At 67.6% G+C, this 18736-nt stretch carries 12 protein-coding genes and 1 tRNA gene; 5 read left to right on the top strand and 8 right to left on the bottom strand.

Features of this window, described 5'->3' with window-relative positions:
• Nucleotides 1–115: 115 nt before the first annotated feature.
• The 3 genes from LQ144_RS17435 to LQ144_RS17425 are packed head-to-tail and all read left to right on the top strand — an operon-like array spanning nt 116 to nt 4905.
• Nucleotides 116–1750 (top strand): MDR family MFS transporter, encoded by a 1635-nt coding sequence (locus tag LQ144_RS17435; RefSeq protein ID WP_230119962.1) that lies wholly within the window; start codon nt 116–118, stop codon nt 1748–1750.
• Nucleotides 1743–4283, top strand: a complete 2541-nt coding sequence (locus LQ144_RS17430; RefSeq protein WP_230119961.1) for a PEP/pyruvate-binding domain-containing protein — start codon at nt 1743–1745, stop codon at nt 4281–4283. The genes LQ144_RS17435 and LQ144_RS17430 overlap by 8 nt, the downstream gene beginning before the upstream one ends.
• 1 nt (nt 4284) lies before the next feature.
• The gene (locus LQ144_RS17425) at nt 4285–4905 is read left to right on the top strand and encodes a TetR/AcrR family transcriptional regulator (RefSeq protein ID WP_230119960.1); all 621 of its coding nucleotides are present in this window, start codon (nt 4285–4287) and stop codon (nt 4903–4905) included.
• 9 nt (nt 4906–4914) lie between these two features.
• On the opposite strand, the gene LQ144_RS17420 is transcribed toward LQ144_RS17425, so the two are convergent.
• From LQ144_RS17420 to LQ144_RS17405, 4 genes are all read right to left on the bottom strand, one after another.
• Nucleotides 4915–6075, bottom strand: coding sequence for a globin domain-containing protein (locus LQ144_RS17420; RefSeq protein WP_230119959.1), 1161 nt, complete (start codon nt 6073–6075; stop codon nt 4915–4917).
• 118 nt (nt 6076–6193) lie between these two features.
• Nucleotides 6194–6643: an Rrf2 family transcriptional regulator gene (locus LQ144_RS17415; protein WP_230119958.1), complete on the bottom strand. Its 450-nt coding sequence runs from the start codon at nt 6641–6643 to the stop codon at nt 6194–6196.
• Between the two features lie 48 nt (nt 6644–6691).
• The gene (locus LQ144_RS17410) at nt 6692–7174 is read right to left on the bottom strand and encodes a hypothetical protein (RefSeq protein ID WP_230119957.1); all 483 of its coding nucleotides are present in this window, start codon (nt 7172–7174) and stop codon (nt 6692–6694) included.
• 10 nt (nt 7175–7184) lie between these two features.
• Nucleotides 7185–8603: a phosphomannomutase/phosphoglucomutase gene (locus tag LQ144_RS17405; protein WP_230119956.1), complete on the bottom strand. Its 1419-nt coding sequence runs from the start codon at nt 8601–8603 to the stop codon at nt 7185–7187.
• A gap of 148 nt (nt 8604–8751) precedes the next feature.
• Between LQ144_RS17405 and LQ144_RS17400 the strand changes: the two genes are divergently transcribed.
• The gene (locus LQ144_RS17400; protein ID WP_230119955.1) at nt 8752–10953 is read left to right on the top strand and encodes a RecQ family ATP-dependent DNA helicase; all 2202 of its coding nucleotides are present in this window, start codon (nt 8752–8754) and stop codon (nt 10951–10953) included.
• On the opposite strand, the gene LQ144_RS17395 is transcribed toward LQ144_RS17400, so the two are convergent.
• The 4 genes from LQ144_RS17395 to LQ144_RS17380 all read right to left on the bottom strand — a co-directional run bounded on the left by LQ144_RS17395 (nt 10898) and on the right by LQ144_RS17380 (nt 16694).
• Nucleotides 10898–12457: an MFS transporter gene (locus LQ144_RS17395; protein WP_230119954.1), complete on the bottom strand. Its 1560-nt coding sequence runs from the start codon at nt 12455–12457 to the stop codon at nt 10898–10900. The two genes, LQ144_RS17400 and LQ144_RS17395, sit on opposite strands and share 56 nt — an antisense overlap.
• Nucleotides 12454–14082 (bottom strand): NAD(P)/FAD-dependent oxidoreductase, encoded by a 1629-nt coding sequence (locus LQ144_RS17390; protein ID WP_230119953.1) that lies wholly within the window; start codon nt 14080–14082, stop codon nt 12454–12456. Before LQ144_RS17390 ends, LQ144_RS17395 begins: the two co-directional genes overlap by 4 nt.
• Before the next feature lie 137 nt (nt 14083–14219).
• Nucleotides 14220–14307 (bottom strand) — tRNA-Ser (locus tag LQ144_RS17385).
• A gap of 104 nt (nt 14308–14411) precedes the next feature.
• Nucleotides 14412–16694, bottom strand: coding sequence for a prolyl oligopeptidase family serine peptidase (locus tag LQ144_RS17380; protein ID WP_230119952.1), 2283 nt, complete (start codon nt 16692–16694; stop codon nt 14412–14414).
• A gap of 61 nt (nt 16695–16755) precedes the next feature.
• Here LQ144_RS17380 and LQ144_RS17375 point away from each other — a divergent pair, with 61 nt between their 5' ends.
• A complete protein-coding gene (locus LQ144_RS17375; protein WP_230119951.1) occupies nt 16756–18735 on the top strand; it encodes an FAD/NAD(P)-binding protein in 1980 nt (659 codons plus the stop codon).
• Nucleotide 18736 lies beyond the last annotated feature (1 nt).

The raw sequence follows: 18736 nt of genomic DNA, 5'->3' as shown, positions 1-18736 counted from the left end.
CCGCCGTCGTACTTTGCGCCGGAAACCCCGGCAGCCGCGCCGGGCCATTGTGCCGCGAATGCGGCGGGAGTAGTTTTTAGAGAACTAGTGGTTCTCTAACTTTAGGGACCGGGCCATGGACGACGCCCAGCACACCAAACGGATCCCGTCTGCCATCAGGGCGGCGCTGCCTGGCATCCTGCTGGTGATGTTCCTCGGAGCCCTGGACCAGACGGTCATGGCCTCGGCACTGCCCACCGTTGCCGGAGACCTGGGTGGTCTGGACCAGATGTCCGCCATCATCACCGGTTACCTTGTCGCCGCCACGGCTGCAATGCCCCTGACCGGCAAACTCGGCGATGCCTTTGGGCGCAAGCGGGTCCTCCAAGGCTCCCTGATCTTCTTCATTGTTGGCGCGGCGTTGTGCTCCTTGGCGCAGACCGTGCCGGAACTCATCGGCTACCGGGCGATTCAAGGCATTGGCGGCGGAGGGCTCATGATCGGGGCGCAGGCGATCATTGGCGAACTTGTCAGTCCGCGCGACCGCGGCAGGTTTCTTGGCATCATCGGCGCCGCCTTCATTGTGGCCGCGGTGGCCGGTCCACTTGCCGGCGGGGCGGTGGTGGACCATTTCTCCTGGCGCTGGATCTTCTATTTCTACGTGCCGCTGGGCCTGGCCGCCCTCGCCGTGGTGACCCTCACGCTCCGGCTGCCGGACACTCCGCGCGGGCGACGCGTGGACTATGGCGGTGCGGCTTTGCTGTGCCTCGCAATCGTCTCGGTGATCTTGCTCTGCAGCGGCGGCAGCTATCCGGGGCCGGGCTGGGTGGCACCTGTCCTGGCGGCGGTGGCTGTTGCGGCCCTGGCCGGTTGGCTGCTCGCCGCGCGCCGCATGGCGGACCCGATCATTCCGTTGTCGCTGTTCCGCGACGCCGCCTTCGCGATCCCCACGGCAGTCAGCTTCCTGATCGGCTTCGCGATGTTCGCCACGCTGAGCTACCTTCCAGCGTTCCTGCAGGTTGGCATGGGCATGTCGGCCACCGCTTCCGGCGGCATGCTGATCGCCCTGATGGCCGGACTTCTGCTCACGACGGCGGCATCCGGCGCTCTGATCACCCGCACCGGACGCTACAAGCTGTACCCGGTGGCCGGGACGCTGCTGGCCGTTCCCGGAACCTGGCTGTTCAGCACCTTGGATTCGGGCAGCAGCCCCTGGCTGGTGATGGCCTCAATGGTTTTGCTCGGGCTGGGCATCGGGCTGGTCATGCAAGTCATGGTGCTGGTGGTGCAGAACTCCGTGGAGCGGCGTGACCTGGGCGCAGCCACGTCCACCGTGACCTTTCTTCGCCAGGTGGGAGCCTCCGTTGGCGTGGCAGTATTGGGTTCCCTGATCACTGTGCGCTTCTCCGCCGCCGTCCCCGCGCCGCTGGCAGCAGCACTGGGGGACAGCATCAAATCGTTGACGCCCAAGGCCCTTGAGCGTCTGCCTGCTGCGGATCGCAGTGCAGCGGGCGAGGCGTTCGGCCACGCACTTCCGCCGGTTTTCGGCTATGCCACCATCGTGCTGGCCGCGGCATTCGTCCTGACGCTCTTCCTGCCCGAGCGGGAGCTGCGGACCACGGCACATGCCGACGCCGTGCCCACCGACGCCGCGCTCTCGGACCCCGCCAACCTGGACCCCGCCAACTCAGATACTGCCGACCCGGACCCCGCCCTGTCCGAAGCTGCAAACCCTGCCGACCGCAAACCACGAGGAGCCCCGGATGACTGAGAAGACCACCGCCCCGCTGGCCGATTTCAGCGCCGGGGACATGGCCGCCGCCGGGGGAAAGGGTGCTGCCCTGGGCGAGCTGGTGCGCCAGGGATTTCCGGTGCCGCCGGGCTTCATCGTCACCACCGGTGCGTACCTGTCCTTCCTGGCGGAGACAAGGGCGGGGGCCGCGCTGGAGGGCATCCTGAGCGTTGACCCCGGCGAGGGCCCGGACGTTGGCACGACTGAGGGTGAAAGCCGCGGCGCAGCCATTCGTGCCCTGTTCGCCGGAACTGAATTGCCCCGGCACCTGAGGCAGGAAATCGGCGCCGCCTATGCGGAGCTGGGTGGCGGAGCCGTGGCAGTTCGTTCCAGTGCCACGGCGGAGGACTTGCCGGGAGCCGCGTTCGCCGGCCAGCAGGACACGTACTTGAACGTGCTGGGCGAGGACCTCGTGGTCCAGGCGGTCGCCGACTGCTGGGCGTCACTGTGGACGGACCGGGCCGTTGCCTACCGCCAGCGTCAGGGGATCGATCCGCAGGAACTGGCCATCGCCGTCGTCGTGCAGAGAATGGTGCCGGCCGATACGGCTGGTGTCATGTTCACCGCAAACCCCGTCACGGGTGAGCGTGGTGAAATCGTGGTGGACGCGAACCCCGGGCTGGGGGAAGCGGTGGTCACGGGCCGGGTGACGCCGGAACACTATGTCCTGGACCGCACGGGAAAGGCGCTCAGTTTTGCGCCCGGCAGCCGGGAAGTGGTGATCAGCGCGGCCGAGGGCGGCGGCACACAGGAAAACCCCGGTGCGCCGGGCGTGAAGCCGGAGCTGGCCGCGGATCAGCTGACGGAGCTGGCCCGTCTGGGACAGAGGGCACAGCAGCACTTCGGGCGGCCGCAGGACATTGAATGGGCGGTGGCTGGGGGACTCCTGTATGTGCTGCAGTCGCGGCCCATGACGGCGCTGCCGCCCCAGCCGCAGACGCTCAACCCCTTCCAACGCCGGCTGGGGCCGTTTTTCATGGAGATGTTCCAGGAACGGCCCTATCCACTGGATGTGTCCGGCTGGATGAGCCGGGGAATCCTGGCCATGCTGCATCGGATGGCCGGGAGCGTGGGGGTGGTCTTCCCAAACGTTGAACAGCTGCTCCCGGAGGAGGACGGCGTGGTGGTGCGGCTCGTCCCGCCGATTCCGCACCCGACCATCCGCACGCTTGCCGCGCCTGTGTCATTGGTGCGCCGCGCGAGGCAGTTCAATCCGGCCAACTGGACACAGGATCCACGGTTTTCCGCGTTTCTTGAGAACGTGGAGCAGCTGAACGGGAAGGATCCCGGCCTGTTGCGCTGGCGTGCGGTGGTCGCGCTCGTGGAAGAATCCTTCGCAACGATGCGGGGCATCACGGATCTGCGCGTCTCCTACTTGCCCGGAGTATTCGTACCGTTGCTAAAAATGCGCCTAATGCTCCTGCTGCTGGGCAAGGTGAAGCTGGCGGCTGCGCTGATCGCGGGGGCGGAAACCCGGACCAGCCAGGCGAACCGCGCCCTTGAACGGCTGGCTGCGATTGCCGCCGATGATCCCGGGCTGTCGCGCGCCTTTGCCGAATCGGACCCAAGCCGGCTGCTGGAGTTGGTGGAAAAGGAACCCGAACATGCTGCCTTCCGCGAGGCTTTCAAAGCGTTTCTGCTCGAATACGGCCACCGCGAAACCATCAGCGTTGTTCTAAGCAGTGCGCCCACGTGGTCCGATGCGCCGGAAGTGGTGCTGGGGCTGGTGAAAGCCATGTTTGGCGAGCGGCTCCAGACGGCCGACCAGACCGGGATGGCGCTGGACGAGTTGACGAAGCACCCTGCCCTCCGGTTCGAGCCGCTGTGCCGGAGTGTGCTGGCCTCCGTCGAGTCTGCACGGACCGGAATGGCGTTCCGCGAGGATAGCCACTTCTACGCCACAAAGGTCATTCCGCCGATGCGCCGCGCGTACCAGGAGCTCGGCCGCCGCCTGGTGCTTGCCGGCGTGGTCGACGAGGCCCACGACGTCTACCACCTGCGCTTCGAGGAGCTGGCGTCCATCACGGACACGGACGACGGCGGGGCGCTGCCGGCTTCCGTCCGGGAGCGTTTCCGTCCACTGGTGCTGGCGCGGGCGGCGAAGCGGCGCGAGCTGGAGGGGATCCCGTTGCTGGACAAGGCTTTGCTCTTTGGCCGTAATCGCCGCGTGGAAGGGGCCCTTGTCACCGGAACGCCAGCCAGCCGCGGCCAGGCGAGCGGACCCGTGCGGGTGATCCGTGGACCTGCCGGGTTCGGGCAGCTGCGCAGTGGCGAGATCCTGGTCTGCCCATATACAAACCCGTCCTGGACACCCCTGTTCCAGCGGGCCGCCGCGGTCGTGGTGGACACCGGGGGGATCGGCTCGCATGCGGCGATCGTGGCGAGGGAGTACGGGATTCCGGCTGTCATGGGCACTGGTTCAGGTACCAGCACCTTGGCCGACGGGCAGCGCGTACTCGTGGACGGAACCGGCGGAGTGGTCCTGCCGGCACTCTCGGAGGACGGGGCCTGAGATGCCGAAGCTGCAGGACCACCGCAAGCTGCCGCGCCGCCGCGGAGCTGCCCTGAACAGCGCCATCTTCGAAGCGGTTCGGGCAGAGATTGCCGAATCCGGTTATGCCGCGCTGACCATGGACAGCGTTGCCGAGCGCGCCCGGGCCAGTAAGGCCTCGCTCTACAGGCGGTGGCCCGGACGGGCAGCTTTGGTACTAGAGGCAGCCTACGATGCGATGCCCAGCCCCGCGTCCGCCCCCGACACCGGAAGCCTGCGCGGAGATGCCTTGGCAGTCCTGCGGCACGTGGCGCAGCAACTGCAAGGAGTGGTGGGGCAGGCCATGCGCGGGCTGCTGGGCGAGGCGCTTCAGAACCCGGCAGTGGCCGCGGAAATCCACGAGTACGCGCGGGGCAACGTCGTCAAGGTCATTCGCGCCATCATCGAGCAAGCCGTGGCCCGCGGCGAATGCGACCCCGCCCTGGCCACGGCTTGCAAAATCGAGGCGGGCCCCGCCTTGCTGCGGCAGAGATTCATCTTCTCGGCCGCGCCCATCGAGGACGATTACCTGGTGCAGGTGGTGGACGAGGTGATGCTGCCGTTGCTGGGGGTCAGCCCGCCAGGGGCACCGGCAGTCCGCTGAAGTCTGCGGCTAGCTGGCCAGCCAGATGTCCGGGCCGAAGACCTCGTAGTGAATCTTCGTGGCGGGGATGCCGGCGTTGATGGCCTCGTTGCGGATGTGCTTCATGAACGGAAGCGGACCGCAGAGGTACAGCGAGGCGTCGGCCGGGAGATCCACTTCGCGCAGGGACATGAATCCGGCTTTGGCTCCGGCCTCCGGCTGCTCGAGCCAGAGCTGGAGGTTGGCGCCCTCGAGGCGTTTGACGTCATCGGTCATCTGCCCCCGCAGTGCCCAGCTCTCCAGAGTGCTTTCGGCGTGCAGCACCAGCACCTCCCGGTCGGAACCCGACTCTGCCAGGGACCGAAGGATGGACGCCGTGGGCGTGCAGCCGATGCCTGCCGAGGCCAGCACGACCGGTCCGTCGCCGTCCTTGAGCGTGATTTCGCCGTAGGGGTTGGAGATCTCCAGGATGTTGCCTACCTCCACGCTGTTGTGCAGGACGGGGGAGACCTCACCGCCGTCGTCCAGCTTGGTGGTGAAGGAGCGGCTGGTGCCGGCATCGCCGGAGAGCGAGTACTGGCGGACCTGGCGCAGGCCGTCGGGGAGCTCGACCTTCACGCTGACATATTGGCCAGGAAGAGCCGGGGTGACCGGGGTGTCGTCCGCCGGCTCAAGGGTGAAGGTCATGGCGCCGGTTCCCGCAGGGGACTTGGCCGCTACCCGCCACGGGCTCCACATCTTGCCGTTGGCCTGGGCAGCGTAGAGGCCCTTTTCGAGCTTGATGAGAGCGTCCGCCATGAGCCAGTAGACCTCGGTCCAGGCCTCGGCGATCTCGGGGGTGATGACTTCGGCGAGATCTTCGGCTATGGCCGCGAACAGGTGCTCGTAGACCACCTTGTACTGCGGTTCGGTGATGCCCAGCGAGGCGTGGCGGTGGGCGATGCGGGACAGCACGGTCTCCGGCAAGGTTCCGGGGTTGCTTACAAGATGGGTGGCGAAGGCCGCGATGCTTCCGGCCAGGGCCTGCTGCTGGTCGCCGGAGCGCTGGTTGGAACGGCTGAACAGGCCATCAAGGAGTTCGGGGTGTGCCGCAAAAAGCCGCGCGTAGAACTTCGGCGTAATTTCGCCGATCCGGGAGCCGACCAGCGGAAGCGTGGCCTCGATGACAGGGCGGGATTTGTCCGAGAGCATGTGTACTCCTGAGGTAGTGGGCCGGGGTCTTGGTCCGGACCGCGATAAAATATTCGTATTGGAAATACAAGTATTTATACCTAAGTTCTACACCCTGTAGAAATCAATGCCAAATCGGTCAGACGCCGGGGCGCAGGCCTATCATCTGGAACACGGGCGCCATCTGGCGCGTTCCGGGAAGATCGGCCACCACAACGTCGTCGAGCTCCCGGTAAAACGCCTCGCGGGCACGGGCCAAGGCGGCCCGAAGCCGGCACTCGTTGATCAGCGGGCAGTTGCCGCCCGGCCCGATGCAGTCGGCAGGATCTTCGCGGGTATCGAGCTGCCTGAGAACCTGTCCCACGGAGACGCGGCGGCCGGCTGCACTGAGCCTCGACCCGCCGTTGCGGCCGCGTTCAACGTCGATCAGGCCCAGAACCCGCAGCCTGGCCATGGCCTTGCTGACATGGTTGTACGGCGTGCCGACCGCGTCTGCCACGCTCTGGGTCGTGAGAAGGTCGCCGTCCGGCGCAGCCGCGAGCACCATGAGGGCGCGCAGGCTCACATCCGCGAAGGCGTTGATTTTCATGAGTCCAGCCTAGGGACACTGTGCAAATGACAGCTGCTCATACCCGGTCTAGTCCACCCAGATGGCGGGTTCATTCGTGTCCGCCGCGAGTTCGCCAAACTCCCACTCACGCGTGGCCGGGCTTGCCGCATACGGCAGGACGGCCGCAAACACAGCCCCATCACGGTGTTCTGTTGCCACGTGGATGGCGTCAGAGTCTTCCTCGAGCAGAGTGATGTCGCAGACGATAGCGGCAGCCCGGAAGTCGTCGCGGTTCTGGCGCAGCAGCGCAGTGATGTCGCTGATCATCGCGTCGGCATTGAACTCGTCTCCGGAGCCGGATTCGGCATCCGCCGGGGAGACCGCCACGAGGCGGACCTCGCCGTCGTTCTCCACCACGAGCGCGAAGGGCATGAAGCCGCCGTTGCGCTCAAGTTGCTCCTGCGCGGCTCCCATGCCGGTGCCCAGCAGGTTTTCCAGGTCCGTGGCGGTGGCCTCGGGAACGGACGTCCGCCACGACGGTGCCGGCTGAGACGATTCGGGCTCTGCCACTTCCTCCATCCTAGCTCCGGACAAGGGCCAGTACGCGGTCTCGGACGCGCTCCATGGTGGCCTGGTCTGTGGCTTCGGCGTTCAGGCGCAGGTACGGCTCAGTGTTGGAAGGGCGAAGGTTGAACCAGTAGCTGCCGTCAGCGGCCGTGAACGTGCTGCCGTCGAGATTGTCGACGGTGACGTCTTCGCCGGAGAAATCAACGCGGACGCGCTCCACCGCGCCGGCCTTGTCCTCGATCTCCGAGTTGATCTCGCCAGAGGAAACGTAAGGCTCGTATTCGCGGCCGAGCTCGGAAAGCGGGCCGTTCTGCTCACCCAGGGCAGCCAGGACGTGCATGGCCGCAAGCATCCCCGTATCTGCATTCCAGAAGTCGCGGAAGTAGAAGTGTGCGGAGTGCTCGCCGCCGAAGACTGCGCCTTCCTTCGCCATGACGGCCTTGATGAAGGAGTGGCCTACGCGGGTGCGGACCGCGCGTCCGCCGTCCTGGGACACGAGCTCGGGCACTGCCCGGGACGTCAGCAGGTTGTGGATGATGGCGGGCGTTTCCTCACCCTGCGCTCTGGCGCGCGCGATCTCGCGGCGGGCCACCATGCCGGTGATGGCCGACGGCGACACGGCGTCGCCGTTTTCGTCGATGACGAAGCAGCGGTCGGCGTCGCCGTCGAAAGCCAGTCCGATGTCTGCCCCGTGCTCGACGACGGCGGCCTGAAGATCGCGCAGGTTTTCCGGCTCCAGCGGGTTGGCCGGGTGGTTCGGGAAGGAACCGTCCAGCTCGAAGTACAGCGGAATGATGTCAAAGGGCAGTTTCGGCAGCAGGGCGTCGCCGAGGACGGCGGGAGTGGTGAGCCCGGCCATGCCGTTGCCCGCATCGACCACTACCTTCAGCGGGCGGGAGCCGGAGAGGTCCACGAGTTTGCGCAGGTATTCGGAATAGCCCTTGAGGACATCCTGGACGCCGATCTGACCGCGGGTTCCGGCTGCGGGGACGGAGCCTTCGTTGAGGTACTGCTCCGCGAGGCCCTGGATCTCTTTGAGACCTGTTTCGGAGGAGATGGGCACGGCGCCGGCCTTGGCCATCTTGATGCCGTTGTATGCGGCGGGGTTGTGGCTGGCGGTGAATGTGGCGCCGGCGGCGTTGAGGGCACCGCACGCGTAGTAGAGCTCGTCCGTGGAGATCAGGTCCAGCAGCTGGACGTTGGCTCCGCGGGTGGCGGCGCCGTTGGCGAAAGCCTTGCTGAATTCGGGGGAGGAGGGGCGCATGTCACCTCCGACCAGGACCGTCTGGCCTTCGAGTTCCAGCACGTCGACGAAGGCTGCGCCCACGGCTTCGACGATTTCGGCGGTGATGGATTCGCCCACGATGCCGCGGACGTCATACGCCTTGAACGAGGCTGAAAGATCAAAAGTATTGGTCTGGTTGCTAGTCACGGGATTTATCTTACTTTGAAGCGCGCAGCGGCCAGTGGAGGGGAAGTCACGGAGGTGGCGGCGGGTTGCCGCCCGCATGAGTGCGTGCCGTTGTCCACATGGCAGGGCCGGGCTTTGGAGTGTCAGAGGCGGCTGGGATACTGAATCAATGGCCAATAACCAGCACGCTGCAGTTCTACCGTCCGCCTCAAGCACTCCTTCCGGCACTACCACGGAAGTTTCCGGAACCCGCGGCCAGGCCTTGGAGGTCCTGCGGGAGCTGGTCGGCCACCCCGGCGCCGACTTTCACGACGGCCAGTTTGAGGCGATCGAAGCCCTGGTCGACGGCGGCCGGCGGGCGCTGGTGGTGCAGAGGACGGGCTGGGGAAAATCGGCGGTTTACTTCGTGGCCTCATTGCTGCTCAGGCGGCGCGGGGCAGGGCCCACTCTCATCGTTTCGCCACTTCTGGCGCTGATGAGGGACCAGGTGGCTGCCGCCGCCCGTGCCGGTGTCCGTGCCGTGGCCATCAATTCCGCCAACCAGCTGGAGTGGGACACTGTGCGCGAGCAGCTCGCGGCGGACCAGGTGGACGTCCTGCTGGTTTCGCCTGAGCGGCTCACCAATCCCTCGTTCCGTGAAAACCAGCTGCCCGAGCTGATCCGCCGCACCGGACTCCTGGTCATCGACGAAGCCCACTGCATTTCCGACTGGGGACACGATTTCCGCCCGGACTACCGGCGGATCGCTGACCTCATCACGCAACTGCCGGACACGGTTCCGGTCCTGGCCACGACCGCCACGGCCAACTCCCGCGTGGTCCACGACATCGAAGAGCAGCTGGGCGACGCAGTGCTCACCATCCGCGGCGCCCTGGGAAGGGAATCGCTGCGGCTCGGCGTGCTCACGCTGCCCGACTCCCGTGAACGGCTCGGCTGGCTGCTGACGCACCTGGCGGATCTGCCGGGCAGCGGAATCATCTACACCCTGACGGTGTCGGCGGCGGAGGACACGGCCCGTCTTCTGGCTGAGGCGGGCCACGAGGTGCTGGCATACACGGGCCGCACCGACCCCGCGGACCGCGAACGGGCTGAGCAGCTGCTCAAGGACAATGAAGTCAAGGCGCTCGTGGCCACCTCCGCGCTGGGCATGGGCTTCGACAAGCCGGACCTCGGCTTTGTGGTGCACCTCGGTGCGCCGTCCTCACCGGTGGCGTACTACCAGCAGGTGGGCCGTGCCGGCCGCGGGGCCGCCAACGCCGACGTCCTGCTGCTCCCCGGGGCGGAGGACCGGGACATCTGGCAGTACTTTGCCACGGCCTCCATGCCGTCGGAGGAGAAGGCCGCCGCCGTGCTCACAGCCCTTGCCGAGGCAGGGACGGCGGTGTCCACGGTGGCATTGGAGGCGCGCGTGGACCTGCGGCGGACCCCCTTGGAACTGTTGCTCAAGGTCCTGGCCGTCGACGGCGCAGTGGAGCGTGTGGGTGGCGGCTGGCGGTCAACCGGACTGACCTGGACCTATGACGCCGAACGCTACCGCCGCATCGCGGAAGCCCGGGTGGACGAGCAGGATTCCATGGTCATATACCAGGATACGGCCGGGTGCCGGATGGAATACATCACTTCGGTGCTGGATGATGAGACCGCCCACGCCTGCGGCCGGTGCGACAATTGCGCCGGCCAGTGGTTCCGGGCAGACATCGCAGCCTCGGCCACGGCGGCGGCCGGGCAGACGCTGAGCCGTGCAGGCATGGTGCTGGAGCCGCGGCTGCAATGGCCCAGCGGAATGGACCGGCTGGGCGTGCCGGTCAAAGGAAAGATCAAGCCGGACGAAAGTCTGGCCAACGGCCGCGTGCTTGCCCGTCTGACGGACCTGGGCTGGGGCGGGGCGCTGCGGGAACTCTTCGCCGCCGGTGCCCCGGACCGCGCCGTGGATCCCGGCATGCTGCAGGCCTGCGTCCAGGTGCTGCGCGAATGGGGCGCCGGCGACTCCCGCGTTCCGGGCTGGAGTGGCGCGGGGCGGCCGGCGGCCATCGTCAGCATGCCGTCGCGCGGCAAGCCGGCCCTCGTGGAATCCCTGGCCCGGGGCATCTCCGACATCGGCCGCATCCCGTATCTGGGCCAGCTGGAGATGGAACACGGCGGGCCCACGGGCGGCCGCGGCGGCAACAGCGCCTACCGTCTCGCCGGAGTGTGGGACCGGCTGGTGGTAGGGCCAGAACTGGGAACTGCCGTGGCCGGTCTTGGCGGCCAAAGCGTGATGCTCATTGATGACCTTGTTGACAGCCGCTGGACCGTTACCGTTGCCGGCCGTGCCCTCAGGCGGGCCGGCGCCGGGGCGGTTCTGCCGCTGGCGCTGGCCCAGGCCGGCTGACCTCGGCCCCGGCATGCCGGTGCAGCATCAGGCTGTCGGCCGTGCTGAGGAGCATCAGCAGGGCAATGGACAGGAAGGCCCCGCGGTAGGCGGCCAGGCCGCCGTCGCCCTGCCCCGCACCAAGCACGTCGCCTAATCCGGAGGCCAAAACCGGAGCGGCGTCGAAGACGCGGAGGAGGAGTGCGCCCACGGCGATGCCCGCTCCGGTGGCGAGCTGGACCAGCGTGGCAGATAAGGCGTTGGCCGAGGTCAGCTGGCCCGGCACGATGTCTGCGTACTGGACGGAGGCGTAGGCCGAGAACCCGATCGACCGGAACGCCCCGCTGCAAACGAGGAGCACAAATATCAGGGGCTCCGGCGTTCCCGGATTGAGCAGGGTGCAGAGGGCGAAGGTCGACGCCGACGCGAGGGAGGCAAAGACGAGGACGGACTTGAACCCGAAGCGTCTGATCAGCGGTGTGGTGGCGGGTTTGATGCCGATGTTCCCGATGAACACCGCCGCCACCATGATGCCCGCGTGCAGGGGGCTCCAACCGAATCCTTCCTGGAACATCAGCGGAAGGAGGAAGGGCACGGCGCTGATGGTCAGCCGGTAGATGAAGCCGCCGGTGTTAGTTGCCCGGAACGTCCGCGTCGAAAATACGGTCAGGTCGAACAGCGGATTGGCAGCCCGGCGCATCCACAGCGCCGCCGCTGCCAGGGCAACAGCTCCGGCTCCTACACTCAGCAGCGTCCATGGCCCCTCTGGATGGGCGCTGGCGAGCTCCAGGCCAACCACCAGCGCCCCCACTCCGGCTGTGGTGAGGACCAGTCCCAGCCAGTCGAGCCTCCGTGTCCGGTCGCCGGTCACGGGTGGCACGAGGCGGAGGGCGGCCAGGAAAGCCGCGGCGCCCAGGGGGAGGTTGACCAGGAAAATCCAGTGCCAGGACAGGTAAGTCGTCAGCGCGCCGCCCACCAGCGGCGCCAGCACCGGGGCCAGAAGCCCGGGCCACACGAGGTAGGCCGTGGCACGCAGCAGCTCGGCCTTGGGCGTGCCGCGGAGCACCACGAGAGTGCCTACCGGAACCATCATGGCCCCGCCGGCCCCTTGCAGAATGCGGCTGAGGGTCAGCATGGTCAGGTCCTGGCTCGCGGCACAGAGCAGGGAAGCCACGGTGAAGAGAGCAATGGCCAGGCAGAAGATGCGGCGTGCTCCGAGCCGTTCCGCGAGCCAGCCGCTGAGCGGTATCCCCATGGCCACCGTCATCAGGTAGGCGGTCATGGTGATGTTCACGCCCGCGGCCGCCACATTGAAGTCGTCGGCGATGCTGGGAATTGCTGTGGTCAGCACCGTCCCGTCCAGGAACTCCATGAAGAAGGTGGCCGCCACGAGCAGCGCCAGCCGCGGGTTCCACGGATGGGCCGCCGTTGCCTGACCGCCGGCCGGGGCGCCGCCCAGGGCATTCTCTTTCGGCGCCCCGCCTTCCGGCATATCGCGTCCCGGGCCGTTGACCTCGCCGCTCATGAGTCCCGGGCCAGTGCTGAGTTTCGGGCCAGTTCCAGGACAGCCATGGCGGCGTTGTGCCCGCCGATGGCGCTCACGGCCCCGCCGCGGCGCGCACCGGAGCCGCACAGGAGTATGCGTTCGTCGCTGGTGGCCACGCCCCAGCGGCGGGCCGGACTGTCCAGCGGCGTACCGTCCTCGACGAACGGCCAGTCGAGGCCGCCGTGGAAGATGTTGCCGCGCGGCATGCCCACGGCCCGCTGGATGTCCAGAGTGGTCTTGGTTTCGATGCAGCCAGTGCCGTCCGGTGCGTGCATGATGAGGGGTTCAATGGGTTCGCCGAGCACCGAGTTCAGGGACCTGAGTACGGCCGCCTGCAGTTGCGCGCGCCGGGCCCCGTTGTTCTCCCGGGTGATGAGGCGGTCAGGGACGTGGAGGCCGAAAACCGTGAGGGTCTGCGCCCCGGCGGCCTGCAGCTCCGGTGACAGGATGCTGGGGTCCGTCAGCGTGTGGCAGTAGATCTCGCAGGGCAGCGGTTCGGGGATGGCGCCGGACTCCGCTGTCCGGTACGCCTGGTCCAGCTGGTCCCACGTCTCGTTGATGTGGAAGGTTCCGCCGAAGGCGGCCTCCGGGGTGACCCCTTCGTCCAGGAGGCGGGGCAGCCTCCTCAGCAGCAGGTTCACTTTGACCTGGGAGCCTTCGCGGGCGTGGTTCGGGTTCGAAACTCCGGTGCCGGAACCCGCGGGTGGTGTCCGCAGCCGGTCCAGCACGGCCGGGGCAACATTGGCCAGCACCCAGCGGGCCGTCGCCGCACGGTCTTCGGCGGCGCGGCGGTAGCTCACGCATCCGCCGGGGTCGATCGCCGTCACTTCCGCGCCGGTGAGCACGGTGGCCCCTGCCTCGCGGGCGGCACGTTCCAGCTCCGAGGACACCGAGCCCATGCCCCCGATCGGAACATCCCAATCGCCAGTGCCCCCGCCGATCAAGTGGTAGAGGAAGCAAATGTTCTGCTGCAGGTCTTTCCCGCCGGCCTCCGCGAACGTGCCGATCAGGGCATCGGTCAACACGACGCCGCGCACCAGGCCGTGCTGGAGCTGGCCGGCGATGGCCTCGCCGATGGGCCGCTCCATCACGGCATCCCAGGCCTCCGAGGCCCCGGCAGCCGTCGCGACCCGGCGTGCCTCGGACCTCGTCCGCAGCGGGGACATCAGGGTGGGCCACAGCGCTTCGGTGAGCTTGCGGCAGCTGGCGTAGAACCTGGTGAAGGCTTCGGCTTCACCGTCGGGGGCGCCGATGGCTGCGAACGACGCTGCAGTGCACGCGGCGTCGCCGCTGTCGATCAGGAGGCCCCGGCCCGGGTGCGACGGGTCCGGCGTGTAGGACGAATAACGACGGCGGGCCAGCCGGACCCGAAGTCCAAGGTCGTCGATGATCCGCTGCGGCAGGAGGCTGACCAGGTATGAGTAGCGCGAGAGGCGCGCGTCGACGCCGTCGAAGGCTTGGGCCGAGACGGCGGCGCCGCCAGCGTGGTCGAGTTTTTCCAGCACGAGCACGCGGAGCCCGGCCTTGGCCAGGTAGGCGGCCGCCGCCAGTCCGTTGTGTCCGCCGCCCACGACGATGGAGTCATATGCCTCGTTGCCAGTCATGCGATTATCCTGCCACCGGAGCGAGGAGCACCGCGCCACGCGTCCGCGACCCGGACGAAACAACGGCCATGCAAAACCCCGGCCATGCAAAACCCCGGGAACGCAAAAGACCCCGGTCCAGGGACCGGGGCCAAACGCGGAGACGGGGGGATTTGAACCCCCGGTGGAGTTGTGCCCCACACTTCATTAGCAGTGAAGCCCATTCGGCCGCTCTGGCACGTCTCCAATTGCTATTCCTAGCCCACCAAGGATACGCAGAACGGGCCACCCAGTGCAAAACGGCGTCAGAACGCGGCCTAGGAGAGCCGGCGGCGACGTTCCGCCCCGTGTCAGGCGGTCCCGCCCGCGAGGGACCTCCAGAGAAAATGCTGGCTGCGGCTCTGGAGCGCGGCGGCCTGCCTGTTGTCCGAGGCTCCGGCATGCCCGCCTTCAAGCGCCTCGTGGAACCAGACGTTGGGAATGCCCATGGCCTCCATGCGGGCGGCCATCTTGCGGGCCTGCACCGGGCCCACCCGGTCGTCCGATGTCGCGGTCCAGATGAAGGTCTCCGGGTAGTCCACCCCGTCCCTGAGCAGGTGGTACGGCGAGAACGTCCTGATGAATTCCCACTGTTCCGGGACGTCCGGATCACCGTACTCGGCAATCCACGAGTGACCCGCGGAGAGCCTGGTGTACCGGCGCATATCCAGTAGGGGCACGCCGCAGGACACGGCGCCGAACAGTTCCGGGTAGCGCGTCAGCATGTTGCCCACGAGGAGCCCGCCGTTGGAGCCGCCCACACAGCCAAGGCGCTCCCGGCTCGTGACACCCCGCGAGATAAGGTCCTTTGCGACGGCGGCGAAGTCCTCGAACGCGCGGTGCCGGTTCTCCTGCAGCGCAGCCCGGTGCCAGGAAGGACCGTATTCTCCGCCGCCGCGGATGTTGGCCACCACATAGACGCCGCCGCGGCTGTGGGGCGCTGCACCGTCGGCGCCGGCCGATTCCGCGGTCCGCCGCTCCAGCCAGGCCCGGCCCACCGCGCCGCTGTAGGCGGGCGTGCGCGAGACCTCGAAGCCGCCGTACCCGGAGAGCTGGGTGGGGTTCTGCCCGTCGAGCACCAGGTTGCGCGCCGCAATCTGGAAGTACGGCACCCGGGTGCCGTCCTCGGACACGGCAAAGTGCTGCTGCACTTCGTAGCCGGCATCGTTGAAGAACGACGGCGATGCCTTGACCACTGCATGGCTGCTCACCACGCCTGCGTCCTGGGCGTGGTTTTCCCTTGACAGGGTTCCGCGGGTCAGCGTGGTGGGGGTGGTGAAGCCGGTGGCGACGAGCCAGAAATCGTCGCCTGCCCCTCGCGGTCCGCCGGGGGAGCGGTGCCCGCCGTCGGAGCCGCCTTCTGCGTCGTCCTCGTCGTCCACGGCGAAGGCGTTGACGTCGTGCAGGGGAGGGCACGCATCCAGCAGGGAGGAGGCCCAGGCGCCGGCCCGATGGTCAGCATCAGATTCAGCCACTGCCCCCGAAGCAGGCTGCGACGGGTCCAGCACCCGGATTTCCGAGGAGACGTCACGCAGGAGGTTCAGCAGCAGGAAGTTCCGCGTCCAGCTCCAGGACTGCAGCGACGTGCGGGCATCCGGGGTGAAGAGGACCGTCAGCCTGCGCTCGCCGGCAACGTAGCGGTCAAAATCCGCCGCGAGCAGCGAACCCGCCGGATAGCTCGTTCCGTCCACTGTCCACTCGCGCTGCGGCCGGAAGAGCAGCCATTCCCGGTGCGCGCTGAGGTTCACGTCCGTGGGCGCATCGACTGCCGTCCAGGACCCGTCCCGCAGCACAGAGGTTGTCCGGTTGAAGAAGTCGATCCAGTCAACGGCGAAGGTCCGTTCAAACCCCGGCGTGGAGTCGTGGGCCACGATCGCCATCATATGGTCCTCGGGGATCTCGAAGATCCTGGCCGCATCGGCCAGGGACTGGCCGCGGTGCAGTTTCACGCCGGTGCGTGCGTAGGATGAGGCGGTCCGCGGCAGGGCGTCCGCCGTGCTGGCTACCAGCAGCGTATCCGCGTCAAGCCACGAAACGTTGCCCTTCGCCGTCGGAAGGTCAAAGCCGCCGGCGACGGGGTCAACGAAACTGCGGGTCTCGACGTCGAACTCGCGGTAGCGGTTGGCGTCGCCTCCGTCAGGGGAGAGGGCCAGCAGCGCCAGCCGGTAGGGCAGGCCGGGTTCCGGCCGGAGGAAGTTTGCCCCGTGGAAGACCCATTCCTCACCTTCGGCGGCGGCGAGCGCATCCACATCGAGCAGCACGTCCCATTCGGGGGCGTCGGTGCAGTAGCTCTCCCAGGTGGTCCGGCGCCACAGGCCCTTCGAGTTCTGCCGGTCCTTCCAGAAGTTGTAGTACCAGTCGCCACGCTTGCTCACCATGGCGATCTTGTCCGTGGAGTCCAGCACTTCGAGGATCTCGCCCTCGAGGCGGGCATAGTCCGCGTCCTCCAGAAGGTCCTCCGTCCTGGCATTCTGCTCCCGGACCCAGGCCAGCTGTTCCTCGCCGTAGATGTCCTCGAGCCAGATGTTTTCATCGGTGGGCTCGGGCGCGGTTTCGGGGGGAACGGCGGCGGAATCAGCTGCAGTGGTGGTCATGGCCCCAACCAAACAACATCCCGGCTCAGCTAGCAAGTCACATGCCGATACTCTGGATGCCGTGGTCACATCGCAAAGCATCCGGACGGTACTGATAGGCGCCGGGCCGAGGGGTACCAGCGTGCTGGAGCGGCTGCTCGCTAACTGGGCCCCGGCGGCCCCGTCCGGATCTGTTTCATCCGGTTCGTCGTCCGAATCGGCGCCGGTACAGGCGAAAGCCGGCCTGCACATCGACGTGGTCGATCCCTACCCGGCCGGCGCGGGGCATGTGTGGCAGCCCGGACAGTCGCGGCTTTACCTGATGAACACGCAGTCGTTCTACCCCACGCTCATCCCGGAGGACCCGCAGCTTGCCGCCCCGGTTGCCGGCACAACGTTTGACCGCTGGCGGGTCCGGCAGCAGCAGGATCCCCTTCCCGGGCTGACCGAAGAGGAACTCGCGGAACTGGCCGTGCTCGGCTCCGATGACTTCCCCAGCCGTGCCCTGTACGGCCGCTACCTCCGCTCCACGCTTGAGGAACTCCTCGCGCTGGTGCCCGACGGCGTCACGGTGGACTTCCACGAAACGTCGGCCACCGCCGTGCGCCCCTCGCCGGACGGAACGTTCGACGTCGAACTGGCCGGCGGCGGGACGCTTGCCGCCGATTCCGTGGTGTTGGCACTGGGCCACCTGGACTCCAGGCTTAGCCCAGAGCAGCGCCAACTGCAGGCAGCTGCCGCCCAATTCGGACTGCGCTACTTTCCGCCCGCTGTTCCTGCCGACGTCGACTGGTCGACTATTCCAGCCCGCGAACCGGTGCTGGTCCGCGGGATGGGGCTGAACTTCTTTGACGTCATGGGCCAGCTCACCGAGGGCCGGGGCGGGAAGTTCGTGGACGCCGGAGACGCCCTTGAGTACCTGCCCTCAGGCCAGGAACCGCTGATCATCGCCGCGTCCCGGCGCGGCACGCCGTACCGTTCCAAGGCCACCCTTGAGAGCTACTACCCGGCGTCGGTGACCCTGCGGTACTGCACCGGGGCCGCCTTGCGGAGGTTCGCCGCAGCCGGCATCGTTCCGGCCTTCGACCACGACCTCTGGCCGCTCCTGCACCGCGATGCCCTGTGGGCGTACTACTCCACGCTGGTGCGTTCCGAGCCTGCAGCCGTGCAGGATCCGGCCAGGTTCCTGAAGGAACTGGACGAGGCGCTGCACCCACATGCCCACACGACGGCAAAATGGGAAGAGATTGTCAGGGCGGTCATCGAAGGACATGTCCGCCCCGACAGCAGGCTGGATCTGCTGAGCCTCGCGGCGCCGCTGGCGGGACAGCCGTTCGGTTCCCGCGCGGAGCTGGACGCCGCCGTCGTCGACTATCTGCTCGACGACGCCCGCCGCTCTGCCCTCGGCGAGGACGACCCCCTGAAGATGACCATCGGTGCGCTGCACCACGGCCGTGCCGTGCTGAAGTCAGTGGTGGCCGACGGCGGCATCACCGACGAGTCGTGGGTCGCCGGGCTGCGGGGCTGGTTTGAGTCGTTTGTGGAAGGCCTCGCCAGCGGGCCCCCGGCGCTCCGTGCCGAGCAGCTCGCCGCATTGGCCCGCGCAGGCGTGGTCAGTTTCGTGGGACCCGACCCCAAATTCGGGCTGGACCGGAAGGCGGGGTTCTTTACCGCCGCGTCACCGTGGGTGAAGGACGCCGCCGCGAAGGCCCGCACCATGGTTGAGGCCCTGGCACCGGCCAACCGGGTGTCCGTCAACGAGTCTCCGCTGCTGGAACAGCTCCTCGCCGACGGGCTGGTGCGGCCGCGGACGATGATGACGGTTGAAGGAACACCGGTGCAGGCCTCGGGACTGGATGTCAGCCCGCATCCTTACCGGCCGGTGGCAGCCAACGGAGAAGTTGCCAAGCGGGTCTTCGTGCTGGGCCTCCAGCTCTCGGCAACCCAGTGGGGAACGGCGATCGCCGCCGAAGCCGTGCAGCAGGCCGGCCCGGTCTACGCCAGCGGCCAGCGCACCCTGCGCGACGCCGACGAAATCGCCCGCGCCATCCTCAAGCCCTGAC

Origin of the sequence: Arthrobacter sp. Bi83 (genome assembly GCF_918698095.1) — a bacterium.
Lineage (GTDB): Bacteria > Actinomycetota > Actinomycetes > Actinomycetales > Micrococcaceae > Arthrobacter.
This window is presented reverse-complemented; position numbering and strand designations above follow the sequence as displayed.